This window comes from Citrobacter sp. RHBSTW-00599, assembly GCF_013784065.1.
In the GTDB taxonomy this organism is placed as follows: Bacteria; Pseudomonadota; Gammaproteobacteria; order Enterobacterales; family Enterobacteriaceae; genus Citrobacter; species Citrobacter braakii.
In genome coordinates, this window is sequence record NZ_CP056717.1 from 1,558,597 (window position 1) to 1,584,738 (window position 26,142).

41 protein-coding genes and 1 tRNA gene are annotated in these 26,142 nt (G+C 52.5%); 41 read left to right on the forward strand and 1 reads right to left on the reverse strand.

The window, feature by feature from the left end:
- Positions 1-47 precede the first annotated feature (47 nt).
- From HV243_RS07405 to HV243_RS07520, 22 genes are all read left to right on the forward strand, one after another.
- Positions 48-194, forward strand: a complete 147-nt coding sequence (locus tag HV243_RS07405) for a DUF2740 family protein (protein WP_108451101.1) — start codon at positions 48-50, stop codon at positions 192-194.
- The gene (locus tag HV243_RS07410; RefSeq protein WP_149330415.1) at positions 187-999 is read left to right on the forward strand and encodes a replication protein; all 813 of its coding nucleotides are present in this window, start codon (positions 187-189) and stop codon (positions 997-999) included. Before HV243_RS07405 ends, HV243_RS07410 begins: the two co-directional genes overlap by 8 nt.
- Positions 996-2,363 (forward strand): replicative DNA helicase, encoded by a 1,368-nt coding sequence (locus HV243_RS07415; protein WP_181603955.1) that lies wholly within the window; start codon positions 996-998, stop codon positions 2,361-2,363. The genes HV243_RS07410 and HV243_RS07415 overlap by 4 nt, the downstream gene beginning before the upstream one ends.
- The gene (locus HV243_RS07420) at positions 2,360-2,665 is read left to right on the forward strand and encodes a hypothetical protein (RefSeq protein WP_181603956.1); all 306 of its coding nucleotides are present in this window, start codon (positions 2,360-2,362) and stop codon (positions 2,663-2,665) included. Before HV243_RS07415 ends, HV243_RS07420 begins: the two co-directional genes overlap by 4 nt.
- On the forward strand, positions 2,662-2,919 hold the full coding sequence (locus tag HV243_RS07425; protein ID WP_181603829.1) for a hypothetical protein: 258 nt from the start codon (positions 2,662-2,664) through the stop codon (positions 2,917-2,919). The genes HV243_RS07420 and HV243_RS07425 overlap by 4 nt, the downstream gene beginning before the upstream one ends.
- Before the next feature lie 78 nt (positions 2,920-2,997).
- The gene (locus tag HV243_RS07430; protein WP_181603957.1) at positions 2,998-3,168 is read left to right on the forward strand and encodes a hypothetical protein; all 171 of its coding nucleotides are present in this window, start codon (positions 2,998-3,000) and stop codon (positions 3,166-3,168) included.
- Between the two features lie 38 nt (positions 3,169-3,206).
- Positions 3,207-3,671, forward strand: a complete 465-nt coding sequence (locus HV243_RS07435) for a hypothetical protein (RefSeq protein WP_181603958.1) — start codon at positions 3,207-3,209, stop codon at positions 3,669-3,671.
- Between the two features lie 217 nt (positions 3,672-3,888).
- On the forward strand, positions 3,889-4,407 hold the full coding sequence (locus tag HV243_RS07445) for an ead/Ea22-like family protein (protein ID WP_072161041.1): 519 nt from the start codon (positions 3,889-3,891) through the stop codon (positions 4,405-4,407).
- Positions 4,408-4,409: 2 nt separating this feature from the next.
- Positions 4,410-4,775 carry a hypothetical protein gene (locus HV243_RS07450; protein ID WP_053389143.1) on the forward strand — a complete coding sequence of 122 codons (366 nt, stop codon included), beginning with the start codon at positions 4,410-4,412 and terminating at the stop codon, positions 4,773-4,775.
- 3 nt (positions 4,776-4,778) lie between these two features.
- Complete coding sequence (locus tag HV243_RS07455) at positions 4,779-5,426, forward strand: hypothetical protein (RefSeq protein ID WP_181603959.1); 648 nt, start codon at positions 4,779-4,781, stop codon at positions 5,424-5,426.
- Entirely contained in the window at positions 5,426-5,821 is a 396-nt protein-coding gene (locus tag HV243_RS07460; RefSeq protein ID WP_129252502.1) for a hypothetical protein, read from the forward strand. Before HV243_RS07455 ends, HV243_RS07460 begins: the two co-directional genes overlap by 1 nt.
- 45 nt (positions 5,822-5,866) lie before the next feature.
- On the forward strand, positions 5,867-6,289 hold the full coding sequence (locus tag HV243_RS07465; protein ID WP_149330423.1) for a hypothetical protein: 423 nt from the start codon (positions 5,867-5,869) through the stop codon (positions 6,287-6,289).
- Positions 6,286-6,465, forward strand: coding sequence for a NinE family protein (locus tag HV243_RS07470; RefSeq protein WP_149330424.1), 180 nt, complete (start codon positions 6,286-6,288; stop codon positions 6,463-6,465). Before HV243_RS07465 ends, HV243_RS07470 begins: the two co-directional genes overlap by 4 nt.
- A complete protein-coding gene (locus tag HV243_RS07475; RefSeq protein WP_181603826.1) occupies positions 6,462-7,130 on the forward strand; it encodes a metallophosphoesterase in 669 nt (222 codons plus the stop codon). The genes HV243_RS07470 and HV243_RS07475 overlap by 4 nt, the downstream gene beginning before the upstream one ends.
- Positions 7,123-7,734 carry a recombination protein NinG gene (locus HV243_RS07480; RefSeq protein WP_181603825.1) on the forward strand — a complete coding sequence of 204 codons (612 nt, stop codon included), beginning with the start codon at positions 7,123-7,125 and terminating at the stop codon, positions 7,732-7,734. The genes HV243_RS07475 and HV243_RS07480 overlap by 8 nt, the downstream gene beginning before the upstream one ends.
- A 124-nt stretch (positions 7,735-7,858) precedes the next feature.
- On the forward strand, positions 7,859-8,377 hold the full coding sequence (locus HV243_RS07490) for an antiterminator Q family protein (RefSeq protein ID WP_181603960.1): 519 nt from the start codon (positions 7,859-7,861) through the stop codon (positions 8,375-8,377).
- Between the two features lie 145 nt (positions 8,378-8,522).
- A tRNA-Gln gene (locus HV243_RS07495) sits at positions 8,523-8,595 on the forward strand.
- 187 nt (positions 8,596-8,782) lie between these two features.
- Positions 8,783-9,088: a phage holin family protein gene (locus tag HV243_RS07500; RefSeq protein WP_122008274.1), complete on the forward strand. Its 306-nt coding sequence runs from the start codon at positions 8,783-8,785 to the stop codon at positions 9,086-9,088.
- Positions 9,075-9,524, forward strand: coding sequence for a lysozyme (locus HV243_RS07505; RefSeq protein WP_181603961.1), 450 nt, complete (start codon positions 9,075-9,077; stop codon positions 9,522-9,524). The genes HV243_RS07500 and HV243_RS07505 overlap by 14 nt, the downstream gene beginning before the upstream one ends.
- Positions 9,521-10,003, forward strand: a complete 483-nt coding sequence (locus tag HV243_RS07510; protein ID WP_275943335.1) for a lysis protein — start codon at positions 9,521-9,523, stop codon at positions 10,001-10,003. Before HV243_RS07505 ends, HV243_RS07510 begins: the two co-directional genes overlap by 4 nt.
- Positions 10,004-10,066: 63 nt before the next feature.
- The gene (locus HV243_RS07515; RefSeq protein WP_181603962.1) at positions 10,067-10,474 is read left to right on the forward strand and encodes a hypothetical protein; all 408 of its coding nucleotides are present in this window, start codon (positions 10,067-10,069) and stop codon (positions 10,472-10,474) included.
- Positions 10,475-10,589: 115 nt separating this feature from the next.
- Positions 10,590-10,799, forward strand: a complete 210-nt coding sequence (locus HV243_RS07520) for a hypothetical protein (RefSeq protein WP_181603963.1) — start codon at positions 10,590-10,592, stop codon at positions 10,797-10,799.
- Between the two features lie 55 nt (positions 10,800-10,854).
- On the opposite strand, the gene HV243_RS07525 is transcribed toward HV243_RS07520, so the two are convergent.
- A complete protein-coding gene (locus tag HV243_RS07525; RefSeq protein WP_044865783.1) occupies positions 10,855-11,193 on the reverse strand; it encodes a hypothetical protein in 339 nt (112 codons plus the stop codon).
- Between the two features lie 118 nt (positions 11,194-11,311).
- Between HV243_RS07525 and HV243_RS07530 the strand changes: the two genes are divergently transcribed.
- The 19 genes from HV243_RS07530 to HV243_RS07620 all read left to right on the forward strand — a co-directional run bounded on the left by HV243_RS07530 (position 11,312) and on the right by HV243_RS07620 (position 26,136).
- Positions 11,312-11,950: a putative metallopeptidase gene (locus HV243_RS07530; protein WP_181603964.1), complete on the forward strand. Its 639-nt coding sequence runs from the start codon at positions 11,312-11,314 to the stop codon at positions 11,948-11,950.
- A gap of 32 nt (positions 11,951-11,982) precedes the next feature.
- Positions 11,983-12,438, forward strand: coding sequence for a DUF2280 domain-containing protein (locus HV243_RS07535; protein WP_181603965.1), 456 nt, complete (start codon positions 11,983-11,985; stop codon positions 12,436-12,438).
- Positions 12,435-13,688, forward strand: a complete 1,254-nt coding sequence (locus HV243_RS07540; protein ID WP_181603966.1) for a phage terminase large subunit — start codon at positions 12,435-12,437, stop codon at positions 13,686-13,688. The genes HV243_RS07535 and HV243_RS07540 overlap by 4 nt, the downstream gene beginning before the upstream one ends.
- Before the next feature lie 93 nt (positions 13,689-13,781).
- Entirely contained in the window at positions 13,782-13,985 is a 204-nt protein-coding gene (locus tag HV243_RS07545; protein ID WP_049134535.1) for a hypothetical protein, read from the forward strand.
- 9 nt (positions 13,986-13,994) lie between these two features.
- A complete protein-coding gene (locus tag HV243_RS07550; protein ID WP_154816550.1) occupies positions 13,995-14,150 on the forward strand; it encodes a hypothetical protein in 156 nt (51 codons plus the stop codon).
- Between the two features lie 257 nt (positions 14,151-14,407).
- Positions 14,408-15,757, forward strand: coding sequence for a phage portal protein (locus HV243_RS07555; protein ID WP_181603967.1), 1,350 nt, complete (start codon positions 14,408-14,410; stop codon positions 15,755-15,757).
- Entirely contained in the window at positions 15,717-16,643 is a 927-nt protein-coding gene (locus HV243_RS07560; protein WP_016245429.1) for a phage minor head protein, read from the forward strand. The genes HV243_RS07555 and HV243_RS07560 overlap by 41 nt, the downstream gene beginning before the upstream one ends.
- A gap of 3 nt (positions 16,644-16,646) precedes the next feature.
- Positions 16,647-17,969, forward strand: coding sequence for a hypothetical protein (locus HV243_RS07565; protein WP_249415226.1), 1,323 nt, complete (start codon positions 16,647-16,649; stop codon positions 17,967-17,969).
- A 12-nt stretch (positions 17,970-17,981) separates the two neighbouring features.
- Positions 17,982-18,431: a hypothetical protein gene (locus tag HV243_RS07570; RefSeq protein WP_032669780.1), complete on the forward strand. Its 450-nt coding sequence runs from the start codon at positions 17,982-17,984 to the stop codon at positions 18,429-18,431.
- Positions 18,432-18,448: 17 nt separating this feature from the next.
- Complete coding sequence (locus HV243_RS07575) at positions 18,449-19,525, forward strand: major capsid protein (protein ID WP_181603968.1); 1,077 nt, start codon at positions 18,449-18,451, stop codon at positions 19,523-19,525.
- Positions 19,526-19,534: 9 nt separating this feature from the next.
- On the forward strand, positions 19,535-19,828 hold the full coding sequence (locus tag HV243_RS07580) for a hypothetical protein (RefSeq protein WP_023296439.1): 294 nt from the start codon (positions 19,535-19,537) through the stop codon (positions 19,826-19,828).
- A 58-nt stretch (positions 19,829-19,886) separates the two neighbouring features.
- Entirely contained in the window at positions 19,887-20,288 is a 402-nt protein-coding gene (locus tag HV243_RS07585) for a hypothetical protein (protein WP_181603969.1), read from the forward strand.
- Positions 20,288-20,461, forward strand: a complete 174-nt coding sequence (locus tag HV243_RS07590) for a hypothetical protein (RefSeq protein WP_057060243.1) — start codon at positions 20,288-20,290, stop codon at positions 20,459-20,461. The genes HV243_RS07585 and HV243_RS07590 overlap by 1 nt, the downstream gene beginning before the upstream one ends.
- Positions 20,461-20,811 carry a hypothetical protein gene (locus tag HV243_RS07595; RefSeq protein WP_181603970.1) on the forward strand — a complete coding sequence of 117 codons (351 nt, stop codon included), beginning with the start codon at positions 20,461-20,463 and terminating at the stop codon, positions 20,809-20,811. Before HV243_RS07590 ends, HV243_RS07595 begins: the two co-directional genes overlap by 1 nt.
- A gap of 2 nt (positions 20,812-20,813) precedes the next feature.
- On the forward strand, positions 20,814-21,278 hold the full coding sequence (locus HV243_RS07600) for an HK97 gp10 family phage protein (RefSeq protein WP_181603971.1): 465 nt from the start codon (positions 20,814-20,816) through the stop codon (positions 21,276-21,278).
- Entirely contained in the window at positions 21,275-21,658 is a 384-nt protein-coding gene (locus HV243_RS07605; protein ID WP_181603972.1) for a hypothetical protein, read from the forward strand. The genes HV243_RS07600 and HV243_RS07605 overlap by 4 nt, the downstream gene beginning before the upstream one ends.
- Positions 21,659-21,720: 62 nt before the next feature.
- Positions 21,721-22,464 carry an Ig-like domain-containing protein gene (locus HV243_RS07610; RefSeq protein ID WP_181603973.1) on the forward strand — a complete coding sequence of 248 codons (744 nt, stop codon included), beginning with the start codon at positions 21,721-21,723 and terminating at the stop codon, positions 22,462-22,464.
- 57 nt (positions 22,465-22,521) lie between these two features.
- Complete coding sequence (locus HV243_RS07615; RefSeq protein ID WP_181603974.1) at positions 22,522-23,193, forward strand: DUF6246 family protein; 672 nt, start codon at positions 22,522-22,524, stop codon at positions 23,191-23,193.
- A gap of 12 nt (positions 23,194-23,205) precedes the next feature.
- A complete protein-coding gene (locus HV243_RS07620) occupies positions 23,206-26,136 on the forward strand; it encodes a tail protein (tape measure) (RefSeq protein WP_181603975.1) in 2,931 nt (976 codons plus the stop codon).
- Positions 26,137-26,142: the final 6 nt, after the last annotated feature.

A 26,142-nucleotide genomic window follows, 5' to 3' on the forward strand; every position in this document is an offset into this window, starting at 1 on the left:
AAGCGGCCTTCAATTGGAATTAACTGGATCAATTCACAGGAGTAATTATGCCTAAGAAAACTCGTTTTTACCAGGTGTCAGTACACAAAAATATTACTCGTGACCGGTTCATCAAATCATGTAACCCGGCTGTCGGCGTAAAGCTGAGAGCCATTCTGGAAGAATTAAAGCGTAAGGAGAACGGTCATGAGTAACCTAGCAACAGTTACACCAATCAGGCCGATTCTGGCGGCCGTGGAGCGTCAGGTGGCAGATCTCGATGATGGGTATACCCGCATCGCTAATGAGCTGCTGGAAGCGGTAATGGCTGCCGATTTAACGGCTCGCCAGCTGAAGGTTGTTCTGGCGGTGATTCGAAAAACTTACGGGTTCGGTAAAAAGTTCGACCGCATTACCAATACTCAGATAGCGATGATGACCGGCATTCACCACACGCATGTTTGTAAGGCCAAGAACGAGATGATCGCCATGAACATCATCGTGACAAACGGTCAGGCAATTGGCGTAAATAAGGTGATTTCTGAGTGGAATTTTGAGATTAGCCAAGTTAGCGAATCATTAGCCAAAACAGCTAATAAAACATTAGCCAACTTAGCTAATGCCCATAAGCCAACTCAGCTAAACACAAAAGAAACTATTCAAAAGAAAGAAAAGAAAGAAAACACACAGTCATCTTGCGATGACCGCGGACCGGTTAAACCTGAAAAGCGAAAACCAGTTAATTTCGATTACGACGAATACCTGTCCGCCTACAACGAGATTGCAGGGGAGAGATTGCCTCACGCAGTGGAAGCCAACGAAGAGCGGAAGCGAAAAATTCGCAAACTGGTTAACTCTCTTGCTACCAAAAACATCGACGGATTCCGCGCCTATGTGAAAGCGTTCATGGCAGCTGCCAGACCATTCCATTTCGGTGATAACGATCGTGACTGGGTAGCAAATTTTGATTACCTGCTACGCCCGAAAGTTCTGGTGGCAATTCGTGAGGGAACACTATGAGACAGGATATCGAGGCCAGCGTGATTGGCGGTTTACTTCTCGGCGGACTGACCCCGGCGGCAAGTGACGTTCTAGCCCGGATGGAAGCTGACGCATTCACCATCCCGCTCTACCGGAAAGCCTTTGAGGTGATCCGCAAACAAGCCAGAAATCGCAACCTGATTGACGCTCTGATGGTCGCTGAGGAGTGCGGCGATGAACATGCTACCGATGTGATGATGACCGCCAGAGCATGCCCAAGCGCTGCAAACCTCTCTGGTTACGCCGATATGCTTGCTGACCAGTATCAGCGACGATTGTTCCTGCATGCCATAGACGAGCTACGCGGCGACGTGAGCAACGGAACTCTGGACGGTGCAGCATCAGCAATGGACGAGCTAATGCGTCGCCTGAGTACCATCAGGAAGCCAAAAACAGAAGTTCGCCCGGTAAGGCTCGGCGAAGTGCTGAATGATTACGCCGATACGCTGGAGAGCCGGCTTAAAAATGGCGACGAGTCAGACACCATGAAGACCGGTATCGACGAACTGGACGCCATTACCGGCGGCATGAACGCGGAAGACCTGGTGATTATCGCGGCGCGGCCTGGTATGGGCAAGACAGAGCTGGCGTTGAAGATTGCAGAGGGTGTGGCCAGTCGACCAATGCCCGGCACTGACAGCTTGCGCGGTGTGCTGATTTTCAGCATGGAGATGAGCAACCTCCAAATCGCCGAGCGCAGCATTGCCGGTCGAGAAAACATGTCCGTCAGCGTTCTGCGTAATCCGGCCAACATGGACGACGAGGGTTGGGCGCGGGTGTTCAGCGCTATTTGCCACTTGAAAGACCTGGATGTGTGGATGGTTGATGCGTCGAAGTTGACCGTCGAAGAGATCCGCAGCATCGCCGAACGCCACAAGCAGGAGCACCCGTCACTGTCGCTTATCCTGGTTGACTACCTCGGCCTGATATCCAAGCCGAAAGCAGACCGTAACGACCTGGCGATCGCGCATATCTCCGGCAGCCTGAAAGCCATGGCGAAGGATTTGAAGAGCCCGGTCATCTCATTGAGCCAGCTGTCACGTGACGTTGAGAAGCGCCCAAACAAGCGTCCAACCAACGCTGACCTGCGCGACTCCGGCAGCATTGAGCAGGACGCAGACAGCATCATCATGCTCTATCGAGAAGCGGTGTATGACGAGCACAGCCCCGCGGCGAAATTTGCAGAAATCATCGTTACCAAAAACCGGTTTGGTTCGCTTGGTACTGTTTACCAGCGATTCGTTAACGGTCACTTCATGCCATGTGATCAGGATGAGGCTCGCATGATTTCAACCAGCAAGCCTTCAACTGGAAAACGTTATGCCAAAGGAGCAGACGTATGAGCTTCAAAGAAGCACGTAATACCCGGGAAATCATCGAAGCTGAATATCCGGAATTCCCTGAAACCATTCTCCACGCCGAATTATGGCGGGCATGTGCTCGCGTAGACGGTCGCAGCATCAAGCAGTCGCTCAAAGCCTTTGCTCTGGCGCGTATCGAAAAGGTTGATAGCAAGCCACTTAAAGGCGCACTTGAACAGATGGCCTCCAGCATGTTTCCAGAGACAGAGATAGCCCGTATACGCTCCTGTGTAGGTCGCATGGAGTCGGCATTGGTTAAGACATTCGGAGTGAAGCGAGCATGAACATCATCAAATTAAGCCAGCAGTGCACGATAGAGAAGCAAGGCAAGTATGGATGGGAGCCAGAAACTGTTTATGAGCCCATTTACATTTTTGTAGAGCACATCGAAAGCCTTACTCCAGCAGGAATAACTTACGTGAAAATGCGATCTGGTGAGCGAATTCAGGTGAAGGAGAATCCGGAGGAAATCATAGCGTTGATTAATGGAGAATCCGGTGACGCCTTGAAGACATGGGAAAAGTTAGGGAAAGCATGACATGACTGAACCTTACATAGCAGAGCTATCTGCAAGCGTGGCCGTGATAGTCGGCCTTTTTTATGGCTGGAGGAAATTGTGAAAGTAGAGATGACCGATGATTTCAGCGACAGAAGAGATCACCCACAAAAAGGTGCTCAGCTTGAAGTGAGCGATATCGTTTATTCAGATGGTGAAGTTGAGTATTACGAGTGTGCATGGGGTGACTCCATTCTGGAAATTTACCCGTATGAATGCAGATTAATTTAACAGGCCCGAATGCGGGCCTTTTTTATGAGGGTAGGATTATGACTAGCAGAGAAAAATTTGAGCAAGCCATTAAGGCTCGCTTCGGCGACTTGATTGATTACCGGGTATGCAAAAACTCTGACGGCGAGTACATGGCCTGGGATATGCAGGTTGCATGGTGGGCATGGCAAGCAGCAGAAACAGACATTGAAGTACAGCTCGCTAACGCCGAGAGCAAGTGCAGGGAGCTGGCGTCTGAAGTGAGTGAGTTAAACGAATGCAAAAATATCCTGGAAAAAATTAAGTCAACGTCATGCCATGTTGACACATCTCCAGGTGCTTTTATCCCTAACTCACTTGATGCGTGGGGAAGGCCGGTTCCGCAATATTTACCATATGACTTCTCAGGAAATCCCGGTGCAAGTGCGACTCAATACTGCAACGGCTGGAATGATGCCGGAGGTTACTGGCTAAACCATGTCAAATATTTACAAGAATGCATTCGCAAAGGAGCCGCGCTATGAGCAATCTACTCCCATGCCCATTTTGTGGCGGCGTAGCGCATGTAGCCAGTGAAGCAGATCATCCAGAATATGGCTCTGGCGGTCGATTCTATTTCGTCCGCTGCGGTTCATGCCGCGCTCAATCCGGTAGCAAATATGCCGGGCCTGGTAATGACTGTCATATTTTTTATTCAGAGGTTAGGGATGAGTGGAATCAACGAGTAAAAGGAGCAGCCCAATGACAGCACTCAACAAGCAGGCGTTGCGGAGTAAGGCGCGGTCAGCAAGCGCAGGCGAATGGATTAAAGAGTCTGGTGATGGTTGGGAGGCTATTTGCAGTTCTGACGACCAGGCTAACGCCGGATTTATCATCGCGCACTTTGAAGGTCCAGACGCGAAGGAAAACAGAGAGTTTGTGCAGGTGGCAAATCCTGCCACCGTGCTGGAGCTGCTGGATGATCTGGAGAAAGAAAAAGGTTACGCCAGCACATACGAGGCTGAAAAGTGGCATTACCACGGATTAGCTGAATCGGAAGGCGAGCGTGCAGACAGAGCAGAGAAAGCACTGGAGGCCGCAGAGAAGCGCATAGATGAACTTTCTGCGAGCCACAGCAAACTGCGTGACACGATAGCCGCCATCCACAACACAATTCGAATGGACGGCGGATATACGCCACTGGCAGCAATACTTAACGCTGCTAAACGCGCATATGAAGAATCAGCAAGCACCGCTGGCATTGGCGTGAAGGGGGAGTGAGCATGGAGCGTGAATATTTCATTCTAAGCACAGTACACACCCAGCGCGGTGACCCGTATATCACGCTGTGGGCAGCAGACGATAGCGGATACCGGTGCCGTTGCCACACGGCAGGTCGTTACGCTGAAAGTCATGTGCTATCTAACCTCGGATACTACAACAATGGCGTACAGACGATGGCGGTTCCGTGTGATGTCGCAGAGCCATTATCTCACTCTGTCGCTAAAGGATTCTTTGACGATAACGATGGTAGATGGCTTCGCAATAACGCAGAGACCTGGAAAGAACTTATGAAGCATGCCATTGCTGTTCCGAAGCATACTCCAGCACCACAATATCGCGGAGCACCGCGTAATCTTGAGGACTAACCCATGACAACTAACAACCACCCGGCGCACGGTCATGTATCACTCGATCGCCTGCACCAGATAAGCGAAATACTCAGCAAAGCAGCAGCACAAAGCGACGGCGGTAATCTCGGCTACGCAATGGCTGACGCTGTGAAGGTGATTAATGGGGCGATTGCAGCGTTTAGTGCTGAGCCTGTGGCGTGGCGTTATCGTTATGTGCATACGCCAAAGACAGAAGAAAATGGCTATCCATTCACCACAGAGTGGAAACTTTTCGATAGCGAGGATGAGTGTAACCCGTCTGATTGTTTTGAACGACAGCCACTCTACACCGCACAGCCAGCGCCTAGATTTATTCCAGCCGAACTAACCCGAGAAGAGTACAGGCGTAGATTCATGATGGAAGACAACTTCGATGACACTTATCGAGGAGGATGGAACGCATGCCGCGCCGCCATGCTTCAGGCTGGCAACTCTCCGGCAACTCCGGATGGTTGGTGTCGCACTTGCCGCCCCGTAACGATGAGTGACATGCGATTTGTCGTTTGCCCTGACTGTGGAAACAAACGCTGCCCTCGCGCCAATGACCACAGGAATGTTTGCACAGGAAGTAACGAGCCAGGACAGATTGGTAGCGCATATCCAGCAGCACCGCAGCAGGAGGAATGATGGACGATAACAGCGATAACGTCATCCAACTGGTACAACCAAAATCGGAAGAGGAAAAACTTCTAAACGTCGTTGTGACTGATAGAAAAAGTACCGGTCAGAAATACTGCAAACATAGCCAGACGCAAATATCTGAAGCCAATCGCACGCTTGTTTGCCGCCAGTGCGGGTCAATGCTTGATCCGTTCGAGGTGATTCTTGACCGCGCGCGGAACGCTGAAAACATTGTATTTGAGATTAAATCACTCTACGCAAAGCGCGATGAGTTGCGCGAGTCCGTAGCCAATCTCGAGCGCGAAGAGAAGAACGCCAAAGCTCGGTTACGCTCCGCCAGAACGTCAATCCTCTTTGCCGAAAACGACCTGAAGAATACTGAGCAGGGAGTTAAACAGTAATGCCTAAATCCGCAGCAGAACGCAAAGCCGCGCAGGAGGTAATGAGTGCAAGAGTTTATCCTGCACGAAACAAATAAAGCTCAACTCTGGTCACTTCTCAAAGAAATCCTCTCTACCGGCAAACGCTGGCGCATAAAAATATCTGAGTATCGCGAACGTCGTTCACTATCACAAAATAGCCTCCTCTGGAAATGGAACTCTGAAATAGCAGAGCAACTAACTGCTGTCGGCTCAGAGCGCTTTTCCGATGAGGAGGTTCACGAGTGGCTCAAGGATATGTATTGCCCAGCTAAGCCGGTAACCATTTCAGGAATGACCAGGTACGTTAAATCAACCCGGAGACTGGATATCGGAGAGATGCACAAATACCTAACCGACATTGACCAGTGGGCTAACCAGAAGGGATTGCGACTGACCATCCCTGAAAGTTGCGAGTACCGGGAATTACAACGGAGGCAGAACGAGTGAAGCTAAAAAGCACAACTCAAATTGCACTGGATAATCTGATATTCACTCCCACCAAACGAAGTCGAAACAAACCCAAGCCGATCCCCACGGCATCCGAAGTAAAAAGCTACGACCCGACCTATCCACTTATAGCCAAGCGCTGGTTACGCGTTAAGGCGAGGAGGAGAACTGCGTGAATGTTTATGAAAAAATAGACGGTTCAAACTGGCGAAACATATGGGTAGCTGGCGATCTGCATGGTTGCTACACCAATCTGATGAACCGGCTTGATGAGCTGAAATTCGACACGGCGAAAGACCTGCTGATCTCCGTTGGTGACCTGGTCGACCGCGGAGCTGAAAACGTCGAATGCCTTGAGTTGATCATGATGCCATGGTTCCGCGCTGTACGTGGCAATCACGAGCAGATGATGATCGACGGCCTGTCTGAGTTTGGCAACGTCAATCACTGGCTGATGAATGGTGGTGGTTGGTTCTTCAACCTTGACTATGACAAGGAGGTGCTGGCGAAAGCTCTGGTACATAAAGCCGCAGAGTTGCCACTCGTAATCGAACTGATTACCGGTGATAAGAAGGTGGTTGTCTGCCATGCAGACTATCCTTCCGGAGTTTATGAGTTCGGCAAGGATATTGATGCTCATCAGGTAATCTGGAACAGGGAGCGGATCTCCAGTTCTCAGGATGGGAATCACCACGAAATAACCGGCGCCGATCTGTTTATCTTCGGTCACACTCCAGCCCGCCAGCCACTGAAATACGCCAACCAGATGTACATCGACACTGGCGCAGTGTTCTGCGGAAACCTAACGCTGGTACAGGTTCAGGGAGAAGAAAATGGCTAAGCAACCGAGGCGACGGTGCAAAAACGAAGAGTGCCGTGAGTGGTTCCATCCAGCATTTGCCAATCAGTGGTGGTGCTGCGCAGATTGTGGAACGAAGATAGCGCTCGAACGACGAAGCAAAGAGCGTGAAAAAGCAGAGAAAACCGCAGACAAGAAACGACGACGAGAGGAACAACAGCAGAAAGACAAACTCAAGATTCGAAAGCTCGCCTTAAAGCCCCGCAGTTACTGGATTAAACAAGCCCAACAAGCAGTAAACGCCTTCATCAGAGAAAGAGACCGCGACTTACCCTGTATCTCGTGCGGAACGTTCACGTCTGCTCAGTGGGATGCCGGTCACTACCGGACGACTGCTGCGGCACCTCAACTCCGATTTGATGAACGCAATATCCATAAACAATGTGTCGTGTGCAATCAGCACAAGAGCGGGAACCTCGTTCCTTATCGCGTGACGCTCATCGACCGTATAGGGCAGGCGGATGTAGATGAAATCGAGTCTGACCATCATCGCCATCGCTGGACTGTAGAAGAGTGCAAGGCGATCAAGTCTGAATATCAGCATAAGCTGAAAGACCTGCAGAGAGTAAGAGGTGAAGCGGCATGAAGCAGGAAATCATCGAAGCGCTCCGCATCAGGTGGGTTCGACTTCAGCTATTACCGCGCGGCAGAACCTTTCCAGACAACTACATCATTCTTCGTCAATTTTACCGGTTATACAGGAGGCCAGAATGGCAGTAAGAGAGCTGAATTTAACCAAGGATCAGCATGACTGGCTTAATGGGCATCTTGAATTGTGGGGGGCATGGGTATATTCAGGCCGACTGGAAAAGCGAATGAGCAGCGTAATAGCTCAATTCATGGAAAGAGTCGAACCATCTCGGGTAATGACCAGGCCAATGTGTAATGACGATGACGGAATGTTGATTTCTCAGGTCGTAGATTCCGTTATGCGCATCGACACAAAGGCCTTTGGCATTCTGCTTAGCTACTACTCTCACGGGTCGTCCAAGAGAGCCATTGCATCTTACTATCACGCTACCGCAAAGCCTCGCAAAATGGCTGGCAGAAGCGGGGAAAGTTGGCGTCGTCCGTCTCTGTCAACTTGCAGAAATGAGATTGATGAAATCCTCCGTGCATCGCTCTTTGTTCTGTATCAGCCAATGCAAGATGCTTTTAAAAACCGCAAACGTGTAGATAAAGTTAAACATATTGCATTTAAAAGTCTTGACATTGCATTATCCATTTAGCCATAATTAGTAGGTAAGCTGCCGTTAGTGACTCTTAAGTTGCTACGGTGGCTTTTTTTGTATCTGCATAACAGGTAAGAGCATTCCAAGTGGTTGCGCAGCCGCTCTTGAATTCACCCTTAAGCTGGGAGTGCTCTTTCCGTTTGGCAGATTCACCAGGTGGTGGCTAGTGCTTCTGGGGCTCTAGTTTGTTGGTTCAATTCCGTCATCTGCCGCCAAATTCCTACCAGGACCATAAGAGCGAAAGCTCAACGCACTACCCTCATCTTGCCAGCCGCGCCGCTGGCTTTTTTATTGCAGGTCGCAGATATCACTTTCAGATGCCACGTAGCTATCAGAGTCTGACGGCCTTTTTCCTACAAACACACAGCACCCCGTTACTTCGGAGGTGATATGGCTAAACGTATGCAAGATAAAGAAAGCATTGCCGGAGTGTCATGGCTGATTGTCCTTGCTCTGTCATGCTGGGGCGGACTGGTCCGATACCTTATTGACGTGAAGCAGAACAAAGCCACCTGGAGCTGGATCAACGCGCTGGCGCAAATCGCAGTATCCGGCTTTACCGGTCTCATTGGTGGCCTGATCAGCGTTGAAAGCGGGCTTAGCCTTTACATGATTCTGGTTACGTCAGGAATTAGCGGGGCAATGGGCTCCGTTGCACTGACGTACTTCTGGGAACGTCTGACGGGGATGAAAAATGCAAACCAGTGAGAAAGGAATAAAAAATATTAAGGATTTCGAGGGGTGCAGTCTTACTGCATATCCAGATCCTGGAACTGGTGGTGCTCCATGGACCATTGGCTATGGGTGGACTCATCATGTAGATGGAAAGCCAATTAAGCCTGGAATGACTATTAAGCAGGAAACTGCTGATCGTCTGTTAAAAACTGGCCTGGTGAGCTATGAGAATGACGTTCTCAAAATGACAAAGGTTAAATTAACTCAGGGACAGTTCGATGCCCTGGTTTCATTCGCTTATAACGTCGGGTCACGAGCACTATCAACATCTACTCTTCTGAGAAAGCTGAATGATGGAGATATGAAGGGAGCTGCAGATGAATTTCTGCGCTGGAATAAAGCTGGTGGAAAAGTCCTGAATGGGCTTACCCGTCGGCGTGAGGCGGAGCGCGCTCTGTTTCTATCGTGATTGGCACACTGGTAAGGAGTTACTGGTTGCAACTGCTTGTGGTGGCGGTAATCAGCGTGTTGGCGTTCTTTATGAACCACTATCGCGACAACGCCATTACCTATAAAGACCAACGCGATAAAGCCACTGAGCAGCTCAGCCTAGCGAAATCCACCATCAAAGACATGCAGACCCGCCAGCGTGATGTCGCAGCACTGGATGCCAAATACACTCAGGACTTAGCTGATGCGAAAAAGCAGCTTGATGATTTGCAGCGTTGCGTTAGTGATGGCAAGTGTGGGTTGCGCGTCAACGCCAGATGTCCCGCGAACGGAACGGCCAGCACCGGCAGCCTGGGCGATGCTTCCGGCCCCCGACTTACAGACGCCGCTCAACGGGATTATTTCACCCTCAGAGAGCGAATCGTCACAGTGACGAAGCAGGTCGGCTATTTGCAGGACTACCTCAAGACGCAATGTATGACATATCCATTAAATTGATATGATCGCCATAAAATCTTCTCAAAGTTTAGTACATTATTATTTTCGGATAAGGAGATAATAATGCGAACAGATCTTGAATACTTAAAAGGAATGCTCTCTGTATTCCTCAACTCAGAAAGCACATTCATTACCACCATTCAGCTTAACGAAGCTGGATATGACATTGGTTCTGAGAAGGGGATGTTTCACTACATGCAATTGATTGAGCAGGGTTTTATAAGCAACAGGAATATGGAAACACGTGATCCTAGACGTTTGGGGTACATGTATCACTTAGGTGGTATGGCAGCGATTGACGTGGACATTAGACTAACTACAGACGGTCAAGATTTTGCTACAGCGCTTGACAGTAAAGATGTTTTTGCACGATTGAAAGAGATAAGTAACGAACCGCTTGCTGTCATGAAGGAAGTAGGTGTCGAGCTTCTAAAATCCTACGCAAAAAAGAAATTTGGTCTTTCAGATTAACCGCCTAAGGGCGGTTTTTTGTTACCATTACCATGGGCAGACTCATCGTAATGGCAATATCCCCTGCAACGGATAATCAACCAAATATCCTCAAGAGCGGATAAAGAGGCCCTCAATGTCCGACATCTACCAAATCACGTTAACCACCCAAACAGGCGAAACCTTCACGGGCAAGATGTCACGACGTCAGCCTGAGCTGGTGAATGGTTTTATGCCGCTGGCGACCGAGACGGGAGAGTGGCTGTATTTCGCACCTGCCGATGTGAAGCGCGTGCAGTTCACGCCAGTACCGGCAGAGCAGGCCGAACAGTCATTAGAAGAATAAAATGAGTAAAGAACGGCAAGAAGTTAAAAGGCCTACCGTGAGATAGGCCGAAATCTTAGTCTTTCATAAATTTCTCACGACGGTAATCGTCATAACCACTTTGTTCGCGACAGTCTTCGCAGAGTAAGCCGCCATGCTCCCATGTGTGTTCATAAGCCTCATCAAGCTCTGCACCTTCCAGAACTTTTCCGCAACCGTTGTGATGTCCACCAGGATCGGTATAACCCTCACAACCATGACTCATAAACGGTTGTAATACTCTCTTTTGTGCCGGTGATAAAGTTGCATATCCTTTGTCGATAGCAAGCTTGGCAATGCCTGATACTTTTCCGTCCTCGTTATGGAAAACATCATTCTTTAACAGTGTCTCGAGCAAATTCTCTTCAATACCCATGGATCCTCCTTATGAAAACTCTTTAATAATCGACTAAAAGTAGGAATTATTTAGTGATTTTGAGCAAATCATGAGGAGTAAATCACATTAAATAGTGTTCGAATAAACGGAGTTGCACATGGCTAATGATGACGATCGCAGGCCATATCCGCCAGTTAACTTCATCGACTCCGAAAACTGGCAGCCATACACCAGGCTTATCCCCGCCAATGAGGTTCACGAGTGGATAAACCTGCAAATCCTAAGCGATACCGGCAGCATCCATAACCCCGACCATGGACACCTTCTTGATGCTGATCTCTGCTTCATGTGGGCATCTGACTCGTTCGCTAAGAAGGGGCGCTACGTTCTCGGTCAGGCCGAACAGGTAATGCTCCGCGCCGGTGGTTGGCAGAAAGCCAGAATGGAACAACAGATGTATGAATGGTTCGGGCGCATCCCGAAGTTCATCATTACGCTGGCAGCCGATTACTGCTCACAATGCAGTGACCTCGAATTCTGCGCTCTGGTAGAGCATGAGCTTTACCATATTGCCCAGGCCACAGATGACTTCGGCGCGCCTAAATTCAACAAAGAGACCGGTCAACCAGTGCTAACACTGCGCGGCCACGACGTCGAAGAATTCACTGGTGTCGTACGTCGATACGGTGCCAGCAAAGAAGTACAGGAGCTCGTTGATGCGGCCAATGCGCCTGCAGAAGTGGCTCACATCGATATAGCCAGGTCATGCGGTACATGCATGTTAAAGCTGGCCTAACAATATGACTGATTATGACAGGCAGGTAATCTATGGCGACACTGAAAGGTGAGGTCAAAGCCTTCATCGTTCAGTCTCTTGCCTGCTTCGATACTCCATCCCAGGTGGTTGAGTCGGTCAAAAAAGAATTTGGCCTGAGCATCACTCGTCAGCAGGTCGAATCCCACGACCCGACGAAAGCGAACGGCAGGGGGCTGGCTCAGAAGTGGGTTGAGTTATTTCACGAAACCCGTAAGCGCTTTCAGACCGAATTAAGCGACATCCCGATCGCCAACAAAGCCTATCGTCTCCGTGCGCTTGACCGGATGATGACCAAAGCCGAGAGCATGCGAAACATGGCGCTGGCGGCCTCCATTATGGAGCAGGCCGCCAAAGAGTGCGGGGATGCGTACAGCAACAAACAGAAGGTCGAGCACACCAGCCCGGACGGGACAATGACTCCGAAGCCGACCATCATCCAGCTACTCCCCGTTGAGCCGAAAGCATGAGTGAAGCCGTTCAACTGCCGATCCCCGCTAAGCTTGCGCCATTGTTCACTGCCGTGAATAAGCGTTACCGGTGCTCGCACGGTGGACGTGGCAGCGCCAAGACGCGCACCTTCGCACTGATGACTGCCGTAAAGGCGTATCAGTCGATGATGAACGGTGAGAGCGGCGTAGTGCTCTGCGCACGTGAGTTCATGAACTCGCTGGAAGAGTCGAGCATGCAGGAAGTGAAGCAGGCGATCCTGTCTGTTCCATGGCTGGCTTCCAACTTTGACATCGGCGAGAAATACATCCGCACCATTGACAAGAGCGTTAACTATGTCTTTTGCGGTCTGCGGCATAACCTCGACAGCATCAAATCGAAAGCGCGCATCCTACTCTGCTGGGTGGACGAGGCTGAATCAGTCAGCGAAATAGCCTGGCAGAAGCTGAACCCGACCGTTCGTGAAGAAGGATCAGAGATTTGGGTAACGTGGAACCCGGAGCGCGACGGTAGCGCCACGGACAAGCGTTTCCGCAAAGAAGTTGGCGACGACTGCATCACCGTTGAGATGAACTATACGGATAATCCGTGGTTCCCTGACGTGCTGGAAGGTGAGCGACAGAACGATCAGCGCCGTCTTGACCCGGCAACATACGCGTGGGTGTGGGAAGGCGCTTACCTCGAAAACTCTGATAAGCAGGTGTTGGCCGGTAAATACCGGATCGCTGAGTTCTCGGACCAACTATGGAAAGAGGCCGAACGATTGTTCTTCGGTGCTGACTTCGGTTTCGCCAAAGACCCTAACGCACTGGTGCGTTCGTTCATCCTGCACAACCGGCTGTACATCGAATACGAGGCATACGGTCAGCAGACAGAGCTCGACCACATGCCAGAGCTATACGACACAATTCCCGGATCGCGTGACTGGCCCATCAAGGCTGACTCCGCTCGACCCGAGACGATTAGCTATCTCAAGCGGCAGGGATTCAACATCTCAGCTGCCGAGAAATGGCAGGGGAGCGTTGAGGACGGTATCGCCCATCTTCGCGGTTTCGACGAAATCATTATCCACCCGCGTTGCAAGAACGTGGCGCGTGAGGCTCGCATGTGGTCGTACAAAACGGACCGCATCACCGGCGAGGTGTTACCTAAGCTAGCCGATGGCTATGAGCACTGCTGGGACGGTATCCGCTACAGCCTCGACGGTCACATTAAGCGCAAGGGCAAGATGGCAGGGATGATGATTCCAAAGCGCCTGCAAGGGCGTTAAACTGAGTAATAGGTGGCTAGGGTAGCTCCCGAAGAGCGGCATCGTCACCGCCTGCCACTCCTACATTGACGAGCAACTAAGACGAGGTTGTGTATGAGCAAAGCAAAGATTAACAATACTGTTCGCATCTCATTCACCGTGATTGATGAAAATGGTGAAGAAACTTTAAATCGCGATTACTTTCTGCCGTTTGAGAAAATTAAGCAGGCGAGTTTCCCTGTTCTTCCTGACGTTGCGCAGACTGAGGCGCAAAAGTTTCACGAAGCTGCTGTGATGATGGACTGCTTTGGAAAGTAGGATCTTCACATGAAAGTATGGGTTGTAATCTCAGGCACTCCGTACGAATCGTCGGAAGCTATCGAAGGTGTCTACTCCTCTGAAGAAAAAGCAGAAGAAAAGCTTTCAACGCTCAAGAATGACTCTCTCAACTACGCATACATGGAAGAGTGTGAGGTCGAATAACAAAACCAAACAAAGATAGGTCGCCTAGGCGGCCTTTTTTATTGCCATAAATCCAAGTAAAGGATGCAACATGACCTTAATAGCGTCGCTCGTTGCGCTTCTTATAGTGGCGTTTGTGATTGTGATGAGCTGGACAGGTCATGCTGCTCCTATTCCTCCCAGGCGCAAGCCTAAACCTTTGAGCGGATATCAGCCAACACGAACAGCCAAATCAGGAAAAGTATTGCCGCCACCTAAAAATCGCTAACGGACAAACCATGACTGACCAATTAACTCTCGCCGTCAACCATGCGTTGAACGATGCGCGGATGGCGCGCGCCCGAATGGGGCTGATGGCACCAACAATGGGGCTGGACAATAAGCGCCATTCTGCATGGTGCGAGTATGGCTTCCCTGAGCAGGTAACCTACGAAAACCTTTATGCCCTGTACCGTCGCGGTGGTATCGCTCACGGTGCCGTTGAGAAGCTGGTGGGCAAATGCTGGCAGAATAACCCGGAAATCATCGAGGGTGACGATGCCGACGAGAGCAAGGATGAGACAGCTTGGGAGAAGAAGTCCAAACAGGTATTCACCAACCGGTTCTGGCGCTCATTCGCTGAGGCGGATCGCCGTCGCCTTGTCGGTCGTTATGCAGGCATCCTCCTGCACGTCCGCGATGAAAAAGACTGGAACCTTCCGGTTACCAAAGGGCGAGGGTTGCAGAAGGTTTCCGTGGCGTGGGCCGGATCGCTAACGGTGAGCGAGTGGGACACTGGGCTGAACTCGAAGACTTACGGTCAGCCGAAAATGTGGCAGTACGCCGAACGCTTGCCGAATGGTTCAAGTCGCCGCGTCAATATCCACCCCGATCGCGTTTTCATCCTTGGTGATTACTCAGACGATGCTATTGGCTTCCTTGAGCCAGCTTATAACGCCTTTGTGAGCCTGGAGAAGGTAGAGGGCGGGTCTGGTGAGTCATTCCTGAAGAACGCCGCTCGCCAGCTTAATGTCAACTTTGAGAAGGAAATCGACTTCAAAAATCTTGCGTCACTTTATGGCGTGAGCATTGACGAGTTGCAGGATAAGTTTAACGAAGTTGCCGGGGAAATGAACCGTGGCAACGATGTTTTGATGACAACCCAAGGGGCCACGGTCACACCGCTGGTGACTGCTGTAGCTGATCCTTCAGCGACCTATAACGTCAACCTGCAAACCGCTGCCGCCGGTGTTGATATCCCCACGCGCATCCTGGTTGGTAACCAGCAGGCCGAACGCTCCAGCACCGAAGACCAGAAATACTTTAATGCTCGTTGTCAGTCGCGCCGCATAGACCTCGCTTTCGAGATAGAGGACTTCTGCGACAAGCTTATTGACCTGCAAATCATCGACGCCGTCAGCCAGAAAGCAGTTATCTGGGATGACCTTAACGAACAGACCGGTACTGAGAAGCTCACTAACGCCAAGGCCATGGGCGAGATTAACCAGACCATGCAGGGCAGCGGCGATGAACCCGCGTTCACCCGTGAAGAGATTCGCACGGCTGCGGGCTATGACAATGATGACGAAGAGCCTTTAGGAGAAGAGGATGGCGACGAAGAAGACGAAGCCACCGATTCTGCCGCGTAATTATCAGGATCCGACAGGGGCCGATGCGCTGGAACGCCGGGCAATGAAAGATTTCGCCAGGCGGATGAATAAGATTGGCAAAGCGTACAAATCAGCACTCGACAAAATACCTTCCTCCCTCGCAGTAAACGCCAGATACGAATACCAGCTAAACCCAACGCTACTTTCCATCATCCTGAACGATGCCAGTTACCTGGTTGATCAGGTGCTGCTTGAAGGTGGCGATTACGACCTGTGGTTTTACGAGTATATCGATCTGGCTTCGGAGAAAGGGACCGGGCAGTCGTTCTACAACCTCAGCCAGCAGTCGCCGGTGTACGCTGCTGGTCGTGAGTCGTTAGCGTCCATCCTCGCAAGCGACCCATATCAGCAACGAATGGCGCTGGTGCATGCGCGTGTATTTGAGGAAATGAAGGGGCTGACGGCTGACGTTAAGCGAGACATGGCCCGAGTGCTGACAGATGGAGTGGGGCGCGGGCTTAATCCGCTGGATATTGCCCGCAACCTGACTGACCAGACCGGCATCGAGAAACGCCGGGCTAACCGTATAGCGCGAACTGAAGTTACTACAGCTCTGCGCCGGGCTAAGTGGGATGAGGACCAGGAGGCGAATGACCTCTTCGGCCTGAAAACGTTACTGGTCCATATCTCGGCGCTTTCACCGACAACCCGGCATACGCATGCAGTGCGCCATGCCCACCTCTACACCAATGAAGAAGTGCGTGACTGGTACAGCAAAGATGGCAACTCCATCAACTGCAAATGCAGCCAGCAATCGGTGCTGGTGGATGCGGACGGTAAACCAGAGTACCCGGACACTATCACGAAACTCAAACAGGAATATAAATCGATGCAGGCGCGCGGTTACGCCTGGGCGGAGAAATAACTCATGAAATTCCAGGTAAACCACGAAGCAAAGCGTCCAATCCCGGCGCCGAAACATGGTGAGCATATTCAGGTCAATATCACCACGAAGGTGAACAGCCAGTCTATCCGGCGCGAAACATACAACGGGCGTGAGCATCTGGTGCTGCCGAGCTACACGCTGCCGGCGAACGTCGTCATGAATGGCGGCTTGTACACGCAAGAGCAAATCGACGCCCACTATAAGGGGCTGGAGGGTACCCTGGCACCGCTTGGGCACCCTCAGGTTAACGGTCAGTTCGTGTCTGCTTTCTCCCCGGAGGGGATTAACGCGGGCCATATCGGCGCGTGGAACCGCAACGTTAAGAAGTCCGGTAATCGCATCTACCTCGAAAAGTGGGTTGATGTGGCCCGTGCCAGCGAGTCGGAAGGTGGAAGGGAGCTTCTTGAGCGTGTCGCTGCCATTGAGCGCGGTGAAGACGTTCCGCCGATTCATACCAGTGTTGCCGCATTCCTCGACCAGCTTGAACCGAACGAGCAACAACGCGCTACCGGTGCTGACTGGGTGGCGAAGATTCACAGCATGGACCACGACGCAATCCTGCTGCACGAAGTCGGAGCCGCCACCCCTGAGCAGGGCGTTGGCCTGATGGTCAATGCCGATCTGGCCCAACCGCTCAAGGCTAATTCAGGCGCGTTGGTGGGTGAATCCTACCGTGAGCGCGAACAGCGTCTTGACCGCGCAGCCAAAGCAAAGTTTGCATCGGGACCGGATGAATACGCCTGGGTAGCTGACTTCACTGACTCGCAAGCGGTAATCATCCGTAACGGCGGAACCGCTGAGGTGTTTGGCTACAAGTCTGAGGGCGGCGTTATCGCCTTCGACGATACCGGCACCGCAGTAGCGCGCCAGGAGTCGTGGGTGGCGGTCGTCGCTAACAAATTCAAAGCTCTATTCACACCGCAGGAACAGCCTGCGCCAAACCACAAAACGGAGGGCGACATGCCTTTAACCAAAGAAGAACTGGAACAAATCGGCAGCATGATCGGCCAGGCTGTTGCGACCAATACTGAAGCGGCTATTAAGCCTCTTGCGGAAAAGGTTGATGCGCTACAGGCCAACCAGAAGCAACTCGCTGACACCCTGACCGCCAATTCACGCGCTGAAGAGAAATCCAAGCGCGATGCGGTTGCTAAGGTCCATGGCGACATCGTGGCCAACGCGCTTTCTGGCGATGCGCTGGATGCAATGTTCAAGTCGCTGGGCGAAGCTGCTCCGCTGGGCACCAACAATGCTCAACAGCACAAAGAAACCGGCGCACCTGCCGCAGACGAACACTTCAAGTAAGGAGCCGGAATAATGCCACGTTATCGTCGCGTTAATATCGACGGTCAGTCTCTGTACAAGACCGAAACCCGCACTACGGCCGCTGCGCTGCTACCGGGCACCGCCGCAACCATCAACTCATCCGATGAATTCGCTCAGGCTACTGCGCTAACCGGCCGCCTGTACATCATCGATGTTGGTTACCACCAGGGCCTGACAATCACCGAAGAAATCCCTGCCGGGGATTCGGCAGTAGGTAACTACGTCGAAGAAGGTCGTGAGCTGGCGCTGCGTTGCCTGCCTGGTGCGTATAAAAAAGACAGCCCGATCAAGCTGGGCACTGCCGGTCAGTTTACCCTGGCAACCGATGACACTGATTCAGTGATCGGATACAGCCAGGATGAATACACCATCGCGGCCAGCACCACCGACTTCATCCGCGTGCGCATGCGCGTTGGCACTGCCGCCGCTGCTGGCGCGTAACAAAAGGACAAAAACATATGTACTTCTCAAAAGAGACGCTGGCGACTAACTCCCGCCTTGGCGGGCACTGGAGTGAGCTGTGGGCAAACCGCAACATGTGGAACCTACAGAACGATTCCATCATTGCAGCTAACCGCGCAATCATGACGCCTGACATGCTGGCCTGTAACGCCGTTGGCGGTTTCTCCCGTGACTTCTGGGCTGAGATTGACAACCAGGTGCTGCAACTTCGGGATCAGGAAGTTGGCATGGAAATCGTGAACGACCTGATCGGAGTTCAGACGGTGCTGCCGGTAGGTAAAACCGCCAAGCTGTATAACGTGGTAGGCGATATCGCTGATGACGTGTCAGTAAGCATCGATGGCCAGGCGCCGTTCTCCTTCGACCACACTGACTACGCGAGCGACGGCGACCCGATTCCGGTGTTCACTGCTGGTTACGGTGTTAACTGGCGTCATGCTGCTGGCCTGAACTCTGTGGGCATCGACCTGGTGCTGGACTCGCAGATGGCGAAGATGCGCAAGTTCAACCAGAAGCGCGTCAACTACTACCTGAACGGCAATTCAAAAATTCAGGTTCAGTCCTATCCTGCGCAGGGCATCAAGAACCACCGCAACACCAAGAAGATTAACCTCGGATCTGGTGCTGGTGGCGCGAACATCGACCTGACCACCGCTGACATGACTGCGATCTTTGCGTTCTTCGGTAAAGGCGCATTCGGTACTACCGCCCGCACGAACAAAGTCGCCGCATACGATGTAATGTGGGTTTCCCCGGAAATCTGGGCAAACCTGGCGCAGCCGTACGTGGTGAATGGCGTTGTAAGCGGCACTGTATTGCAGGCGGTTCTGCCGTTCGCGCCGGTGAAGGAAATCCGCATGAGCTTCGCGCTGACCGGTAACGAGTTTATCGCGTACGTTCGTCGCCGTGACGTGATCTCTCCACTGGTGGGCATGGCCGTAGGTGTTGTTCCGCTGCCGCGCCCACTGCCTAACGTTAACTACAACTTCCAGATCATGTCTGCTGAAGGTCTGCAAATCACCGCAGACGATCAGGGCCTGTCTGGCGTTGTCTACGGCGCTAACCTGGCGTAAGGAAACAGCATGGCTAAATACGAAGTTGTGCGCCCATGGTTCGGCGTGAAGGTTGGCGACGTGGTGGAGTTGAAAGAGCTTCATCCGGCGTTGAAGTCTAACGTTCGGCTGATGAAAGGCGAAGCTGGTGGCGAGCTGAAACCAGCAACACCTGATGCCGGTACTGGTGAGAAATCTCGCAAAGAGATTATTCAGGACCGCCTTACTGAACTGGGCATTGAGTTCAAGGGCACCCTGGGCGCGGAAAAGCTCAGTGAGCTGTTGCCAGATGGCGAACTCGAAAAGCTTTTCCCTGCTGAATAACAGCCGCCGCTAAGGCGGTTTTTTTATGCCCTCTTCGGAGGGCTTATCAGAGGCCCGCATGATTACCACAGACCAGGCCAAAGAATATCTGAAGTCAGTCGGTATCACTCTGCCTGATTTTATCTTAGAGGCGCTCGTAGAGCAGGCCAACAGCATTCAGGAATGCCTCGATGCGCACTACTCACCAGCTACAGCGCTACTGATTCAGTCCTACCTGTTGGGCATGATGGCTCTGGGGCAGGGCGACAAGTACGTATCCAGTCACACCGCGCCGAGCGGGGCGTCAGAATCATTCCGCTTTCAGTCGTTCTCAGATCGTTGGAAGGGTTCGCTAAACCTGCTCCGCGGGCTGGATAAGTATGGCTGTGCTAACTCCCTGATCCCTGCCGACCCGACAGCAACACCGGCTTTTGCTGGCATCTGGATCGGGAAGGGCGGCTGCATGTGCGTGGATAAGTGATGACTTACAAATCAGTAAAGCACGGTCTGCCTCGTTCATTCGTCCGCGTCTGGGTGATGACCGATACCGGGCGGGAGACTACCGGCTACGTTAAATCGGACGGCGAGTGGTTCATCAACTGCCCGCGCATCCGGGCGACTGGCGCGAAGGTGCTGCGCTGGAAGGAGGGCTGATGTCATCGGTAGCGAACTGGAGCTATACCGCGACGGCGACCATCTGGCGAAAGCTGGAAGGCAATGACGAATACGGCGACTCGATGGGCTATGCCGAACCCGAGCAAATCCTCTGTGATTACGAGGGCGGGCTCAGCAAGAAGTTAGCCAGCCTGGGCGCCGAAATCGTCGTGAAGAATACCGTCTGGACGGAGTTCGCTCTCGCGGCCGCTGGTGATTATCTGCTGATTGGCGTATCGACCGAAGCGGACCCTGTTGTGGCCGGTGCCGACGAGGTGCGGCAGGTTATCCGCTACGCCGACACGTTCGAGCGCCTGGCGGATGATTACGCCATCCTGACGGGGGTGTAGCCATGGGCATCAAAGTGAAGGGCATCAGCCAGGCGAAGAAGCACCTGAACGATGTCATCAACGACGTTAAGGGCCGCAAGGTAATTCGCGCGTTGCAGTCGGCGATGATTCTTATCGGTGCCCGGGCAGCTTATTACACCCCGATCGACACCTCTACGCTGATTAACAGCCAGTTCCGAGAAATCGACACTGGCGGGGTTCTCATCACCGGGCGCATCGGTTACTCAGCCAACTATGCCGCATACGTGCACGAAGCCTCAGGCAAGCTGAAAGGCCAGCCGCGCGCGCACTTCGGCGTGACCAGTAACCGGTCTGAGTTCGGCCCGCAGAAACCGAAAGAATTTGGCGGCGGTAGCGGGACGGGGAACTACTGGGATCCGCATGGTGAACCGCAATTCCTGACCAAAGGCGCGAATGATGAGCGTGATAACGTTGCCGCAGTGATGCGCAAGGAGCTTTCGCTATGACACCCATGATGCACGAGCGGGTGCGCAACATGTTCGGTGACGCCGGGCTAACGACCGGATTTACGGTGCAGCAGCTGATGTACGACGACCCGGGTGACCAGTCGAAGGCGATCATGGTGTTCAGGCCAAACGGCGGCTCGAATATCCGAAACGATCTCGGATCGGAGTATCACGTCCTTGTCGACGTCGTCGGCGCGAAAGATAAGCGCAAAGACGCACTCAACGCCGTGCAGCGTATTGTCGATTATGTCCAGGCCAACCCCATGGTTAACGAGTGCGTAGGTTACATCCAGAACATGGGCGCAATCCCCGCGCCTGTGCTCACAGAAGAAGGGCGAATAGTCTTCCGACTCCAGTTCGCCTGCACTTACGGCGAATAGCCATCTCAACCAAATAACCCGCTCCGGCGGGTTTTCTTTTATACGTCAAAGAGGAGTTTCACATGGCTAATTGCCAGAACTCGAACGAGCGCCTGTTCGGCGGTGCGGTCGTGCTGGAAGTCGCCGATGGCTGCCCGGACGTCAAGCCACTTGAGTCTGAGTGGATGGCGCTGGCCGCTGGTACGTCGAAGGGCTTCGACTTCAACCCTAACTCGGTTACCTCTGATGCGGATGACGGCGGCGGCTATGTCGAGACCATCATCACTAACAGTGACTTTACCCTGAGCTTTGAAGGTGAAGTGCGCAAGAAGGACAAACTGGATCAGTACGGTGTTGGCAAGTTCATCAAGTATTTCGCTGACGAACTTAAGGCCAAGCGCCAGCCCGGTATCTGGGTACGTATGGACTACGGCCCGGTCGAATTCATCGGTTACATGAACATCACGGCTCTGAGCTCTGACGGCGGAACCAACGACATCGTCACGTTCTCTACCGAGTTCAAAGTCGGCGATGCAAGCACTATCGAGGTGAACGAAATCACTGCGGTAGCGGTGACTGGCGTGACGGTAACTCCGGCAACCAGTACTGGCGCGGCGGGAGGTACCAGCACATTCACGGTGAATATCGCACCAACCGGAGCAACCAACAAAGACTTCACCGTCGCATCAACCGATCCAACCAAAGCCACTGCCACAGCATCCGGTACCACTGTCACGGTGAACCGCGTCGCCACCGGCAGCGCGCAGATCATCATCAACACCGATGACGGAAACTTTGTGGCCGCGCATACGGTTACCGTTACATAACGGACATTCCAAAGGGCGGCGTGCCGCCCTTGATAATGACCGTTTACTGGAAGGCCTATGACCGCTTTAACCGATATTGGCGAACTCTCTATCAGCGACAGCCGCGAAGGCGGGAAAGATTACCTGCTGCGACCTTCATTCGAGGCCATGGCCAGGATCGGCACTCCGGAAGAGATTGTGAAGGCCTACGCCACCATCCACGGCAATGATGTCGCTCAGTTGATTGAGGTTTGCGCTGGCACGCTGGGACGTTTTCCTGAATGGCTATCTCCATCATTCAATCGCGCTGCGGAGAAGCTTTTATCAACGTGCATGCTGGTACTTCAGGCGTGCTGCGATGACGACATGACACCAATGATCGGCGAGTGGAAAGGGTGGCGGCACTGCGTCGTCTACCGCCCGGGCCAGATGCCGAAGAACGACATCATCGTACTGGCTCAGCATCTCATGCAGCACGGTGTCGTCGGAAAGGCAAAGGTTCGCCAGTTGCAGCGCCATGAGACTGGCGAGCGCACAACAGAGTTTAAAGCCTTCGATTACATCAGCGCTGCACGTAGCCACTTCGGCATGAACCGCGCCGAATCCGCCCAGTTAACTATGACTGAATTTCAGATGCTGCTGGCGGCGAAATACCAGGACCAGAAAGGCTTCACACGCGATGAGTACGAGAGCATCGCCGACAAATACCTGGCTAAACAGGCCGCACGCAGGGCAAAAGAAAAGCAATAACCGGAGAATGACATGGCAGGTGAGAAGAACGCCGGTAGCATCGTTTATGAAATCAGCGCCGACGTTGAGCCGCTGCTGCAGGGCGGGAAACAGGCCATTGATGCTCTGGATAAACTGGATGCTGCAGCCCAGCAATCCGGTAAGGGAATGGATATCCTCGACCAGAGTACCTCACAAACCGGATCCGCGTTTACTGAACTGGCAGGTTATGCCAACTCTATGGATAACCAGCTGCGTAAGCTGAATACCAACGTCAGCGGCATTGCCCGCGCTATGGAAGAGGCCCGCAGTGGTACCGGGGGCGCTAGCAGTGAATTCAGCCGTGCAGAATCCATCATCGAGGCGCTGGGTAACCAGTTGGCTGTGCTGGACGAAGCGCAGGAGAATGGCGCACGCAGCGCCGCTGTTCTGGCGGCACAGCTTCGGGCCGGGTCAAAAGCGAGCGATGAGGAAAAGCAGAAGATCGGCGATCTGACTGGTCGCCTGTATGACATGAAGACGGGTGTGGAGACCGGAGCAAAAGGAACAGGATCCTGGAAAAACAGCATGCAACAGGCTGGCTACCAGGTTCAGGATTTCATTATTCAGGTTCAGGGCGGACAGTCTGCTCTTGTGGCGTTTGCTCAGCAGGGTTCACAGCTTGCTGGCGCATTTGGACCCAGCGGCGCTGTAATTGGTGCCGTCATCGCTCTGGGTTCAGTTATCGCTGGCACCTTAATAACCTCGCTAAACGGCGGAAAGAATGCCATGGATGCGTTGAAAGATGCCGCTGAGTCGATGGATAAGGTAATAACGATATCCAACCAGGGTGTTGCAGCTCTTTCAGATAAATACGCTGCATTGGCGCGTACAAACGCGAACGTAGCGACAATCCTCCGCAACCAGGCTTTGCTGGAATACAACCAGGCCATTGCTAAGATACCGAAAGCGATTAGTGACGCCTCTGACTCTTTTATTACCTTGGGCGATCGGGCCATCGCAGCTTTCGGTGGATCTTCGCCAAGCATAAAAAAATTCAACGAAGAACTTACCAGGCTTGGCGCTACGTCTGCTGATTGGTACCAGGCTATTCAGCAGGCAAACGCCCAAGGGCAGTATGCAACCGGTGTTGTCAGCTCCTTATCCACGACGGTCAGTACGCTTTCCTCTCGTATGGGGATAAGCAAGCAAGCTGCATTTGAACTGGCCAAGCAATTATCTGACCTAAGTAACAATCCTTCTCCTGAAGCACTAGAGGAAGTAATCAAAAGCCTGCAAGGCATGACATCTTCGTCAAAAGATGGTCAAGGGGCAATTGCAGGACTGACCGGGTCATTAAAAGATTTATGGGTGGAGGCTCTTAATGCAAAACAAGGTGTCGACAGCCTCGCCAAGGCAACCGACAACCTCACTTCAGGGCAGCAAAACCTCATCAAACAGTCCGAGCGAACTCTCGCTTTATCCAAATTACAGGGTGAGGCCCGAGCGCGGTTGCAGGCGCAATACGCTGCCGAAGATGCCGGGTTTGCGAAGGATGATCCGCATGCCAAGCAGATGGAAGATGATGCTGCAGCTACGTACAAAAATACGCAGGCGCAGAAGACGCTCCAGTCAGAGCATAAGAAAGGCGCATCACAGGCTGATTCTATCGCTCAGAAACTGGCTAATCTAAAGCAGCAATCAGAGCTTGCCGCTGAATCAACGAATAAGCTCAGTCGTGAACAAGCGATGCTCAATGCTGAGCAGTCTCTTGGAAAGGGAGCCACTCAGTCTCAGATCGCAGAGGCTCGACAGTATGCCGCTGCGAAATGGGATACAGCCAACGCCATAAAGGCGCAAGCGGCAGCTGAGAAACTTCTACCCGAGGCGCGCGAAAACGCCAGTTACAAGCAAGATGTCGAGGATCTGAATACTGCTCTGGCTGCGAAGAAGATCAGCCAGGAACAGTTTAACCAGACCTCTGAGCGGCTGGCAGCTACTCATCAGGCTAACCTCGCAAAAATCCAGTCTCAGCAGGCGGTAACACCACAGCAGGATGCGGTCGGTGGCGTTGACCCTGTTCAGCAACTGGCGAACGAGAATGCCCGCAAGTTAGCGCTCATTCAGGCATTCGAACAGCAGGGGCTTATCACTCATCAGAACGCACTTATGCTGCGTGCTACAGCTGACAAGGAGTATGAGCAGGCACGTATAGCAGCGCAATGGGAGATTTTCCGTAACCAGAGCGCAGGCAACGCTGCGCTGGCAGCATCTTTTGATGCGCTGGCTGGTAATGCGTCCAATGCTTTAACCGGTATCATCACCGGGAGCATGTCAGCATCTGACGCTTTGCGATCGATCGGCAATACCGTCCTGAACAGCCTCATCAATACTTTCGTCCAGATGGGCGTTGAGTGGGTGAAGTCGGCAATCATGGGACAGACAGCCACCACTGCAGCGGTTGCGGCATCCACCACGGCGCAGGCTGCTGGTATTGCCACCACGACGGCGACGTCTACGGCAGCGGCAGCAGCTACCACGGCGGCATGGACTCCTGCGGCCATCATGTCCTCCATTGCCTCGTTCGGTGGTGCGGTGGCGATCGGTATCGGCGCTATGGCTGGCATCTTGGCGCTGTCTGGTAAGCGCAAGAACGGAGGTCCAGTATCGGCTGGCGGGATGTATCAGGTCGGCGAAGGCGGTATGCCTGAGATTTACCAGGCTAGTACCGGTAAGCAATACATGATACCGGGCGATAACGGCAAGGTGATCAGCAACAAGGATATGACCTCAGGGGGCGGTGTGAACGTCATAATCAACGTTCAGAATATGACGGGAGCCACATTTGATGCTCAGGCTACGAGTAGTGGAGATGGTACAATAACCGTGGATGCCATCATTGCTGATCTAAATAATGGTGGTCCAATTTCTCAGGGCATAACAAGTAATTTCAATGCCAAAAGAACACCACGTGGTCAAAATTGAGAGGGA

Excerpts from the sequence above, each read along its gene's own strand:
- HV243_RS07600 (WP_181603971.1), top strand. The coding sequence starts at position 20,814 with ATGGGCATCAAAGTGAAGGGCATCAGCCAGGCGAAGAAGCACCTGAAC.
- HV243_RS07580 (WP_023296439.1), top strand. The coding sequence starts at position 19,535 with ATGGCTAAATACGAAGTTGTGCGCCCATGGTTCGGCGTGAAGGTTGGC.
- HV243_RS07420 (WP_181603956.1), top strand. The coding sequence starts at position 2,360 with ATGAGCTTCAAAGAAGCACGTAATACCCGGGAAATCATCGAAGCTGAA.
- HV243_RS07525 (WP_044865783.1), bottom strand. The coding sequence starts at position 11,193 with ATGGGTATTGAAGAGAATTTGCTCGAGACACTGTTAAAGAATGATGTT.
- HV243_RS07500 (WP_122008274.1), top strand. The coding sequence starts at position 8,783 with ATGCAAGATAAAGAAAGCATTGCCGGAGTGTCATGGCTGATTGTCCTT.
- HV243_RS07545 (WP_049134535.1), top strand. The coding sequence starts at position 13,782 with ATGAGCAAAGCAAAGATTAACAATACTGTTCGCATCTCATTCACCGTG.
- HV243_RS07455 (WP_181603959.1), top strand. The coding sequence starts at position 4,779 with ATGACAACTAACAACCACCCGGCGCACGGTCATGTATCACTCGATCGC.
- HV243_RS07585 (WP_181603969.1), top strand. The coding sequence starts at position 19,887 with ATGATTACCACAGACCAGGCCAAAGAATATCTGAAGTCAGTCGGTATC.
- HV243_RS07560 (WP_016245429.1), top strand. The coding sequence starts at position 15,717 with ATGGCGACGAAGAAGACGAAGCCACCGATTCTGCCGCGTAATTATCAG.
- HV243_RS07445 (WP_072161041.1), top strand. The coding sequence starts at position 3,889 with ATGACAGCACTCAACAAGCAGGCGTTGCGGAGTAAGGCGCGGTCAGCA.
- HV243_RS07605 (WP_181603972.1), top strand. The coding sequence starts at position 21,275 with ATGACACCCATGATGCACGAGCGGGTGCGCAACATGTTCGGTGACGCC.
- HV243_RS07565 (WP_249415226.1), top strand. The coding sequence starts at position 16,647 with ATGAAATTCCAGGTAAACCACGAAGCAAAGCGTCCAATCCCGGCGCCG.
- HV243_RS07425 (WP_181603829.1), top strand. The coding sequence starts at position 2,662 with ATGAACATCATCAAATTAAGCCAGCAGTGCACGATAGAGAAGCAAGGC.
- HV243_RS07450 (WP_053389143.1), top strand. The coding sequence starts at position 4,410 with ATGGAGCGTGAATATTTCATTCTAAGCACAGTACACACCCAGCGCGGT.
- HV243_RS07620 (WP_181603975.1), top strand. The coding sequence starts at position 23,206 with ATGGCAGGTGAGAAGAACGCCGGTAGCATCGTTTATGAAATCAGCGCC.
- HV243_RS07535 (WP_181603965.1), top strand. The coding sequence starts at position 11,983 with ATGGCGACACTGAAAGGTGAGGTCAAAGCCTTCATCGTTCAGTCTCTT.
- HV243_RS07550 (WP_154816550.1), top strand. The coding sequence starts at position 13,995 with ATGAAAGTATGGGTTGTAATCTCAGGCACTCCGTACGAATCGTCGGAA.
- HV243_RS07595 (WP_181603970.1), top strand. The coding sequence starts at position 20,461 with ATGTCATCGGTAGCGAACTGGAGCTATACCGCGACGGCGACCATCTGG.
- HV243_RS07540 (WP_181603966.1), top strand. The coding sequence starts at position 12,435 with ATGAGTGAAGCCGTTCAACTGCCGATCCCCGCTAAGCTTGCGCCATTG.
- HV243_RS07505 (WP_181603961.1), top strand. The coding sequence starts at position 9,075 with ATGCAAACCAGTGAGAAAGGAATAAAAAATATTAAGGATTTCGAGGGG.
- HV243_RS07480 (WP_181603825.1), top strand. The coding sequence starts at position 7,123 with ATGGCTAAGCAACCGAGGCGACGGTGCAAAAACGAAGAGTGCCGTGAG.
- HV243_RS07410 (WP_149330415.1), top strand. The coding sequence starts at position 187 with ATGAGTAACCTAGCAACAGTTACACCAATCAGGCCGATTCTGGCGGCC.
- HV243_RS07515 (WP_181603962.1), top strand. The coding sequence starts at position 10,067 with ATGCGAACAGATCTTGAATACTTAAAAGGAATGCTCTCTGTATTCCTC.
- HV243_RS07435 (WP_181603958.1), top strand. The coding sequence starts at position 3,207 with ATGACTAGCAGAGAAAAATTTGAGCAAGCCATTAAGGCTCGCTTCGGC.
- HV243_RS07615 (WP_181603974.1), top strand. The coding sequence starts at position 22,522 with ATGACCGCTTTAACCGATATTGGCGAACTCTCTATCAGCGACAGCCGC.
- HV243_RS07415 (WP_181603955.1), top strand. The coding sequence starts at position 996 with ATGAGACAGGATATCGAGGCCAGCGTGATTGGCGGTTTACTTCTCGGC.
- HV243_RS07490 (WP_181603960.1), top strand. The coding sequence starts at position 7,859 with ATGGCAGTAAGAGAGCTGAATTTAACCAAGGATCAGCATGACTGGCTT.
- HV243_RS07590 (WP_057060243.1), top strand. The coding sequence starts at position 20,288 with ATGACTTACAAATCAGTAAAGCACGGTCTGCCTCGTTCATTCGTCCGC.
- HV243_RS07555 (WP_181603967.1), top strand. The coding sequence starts at position 14,408 with ATGACTGACCAATTAACTCTCGCCGTCAACCATGCGTTGAACGATGCG.
- HV243_RS07520 (WP_181603963.1), top strand. The coding sequence starts at position 10,590 with ATGTCCGACATCTACCAAATCACGTTAACCACCCAAACAGGCGAAACC.
- HV243_RS07575 (WP_181603968.1), top strand. The coding sequence starts at position 18,449 with ATGTACTTCTCAAAAGAGACGCTGGCGACTAACTCCCGCCTTGGCGGG.
- HV243_RS07570 (WP_032669780.1), top strand. The coding sequence starts at position 17,982 with ATGCCACGTTATCGTCGCGTTAATATCGACGGTCAGTCTCTGTACAAG.
- HV243_RS07405 (WP_108451101.1), top strand. The coding sequence starts at position 48 with ATGCCTAAGAAAACTCGTTTTTACCAGGTGTCAGTACACAAAAATATT.
- HV243_RS07460 (WP_129252502.1), top strand. The coding sequence starts at position 5,426 with ATGGACGATAACAGCGATAACGTCATCCAACTGGTACAACCAAAATCG.
- HV243_RS07530 (WP_181603964.1), top strand. The coding sequence starts at position 11,312 with ATGGCTAATGATGACGATCGCAGGCCATATCCGCCAGTTAACTTCATC.
- HV243_RS07610 (WP_181603973.1), top strand. The coding sequence starts at position 21,721 with ATGGCTAATTGCCAGAACTCGAACGAGCGCCTGTTCGGCGGTGCGGTC.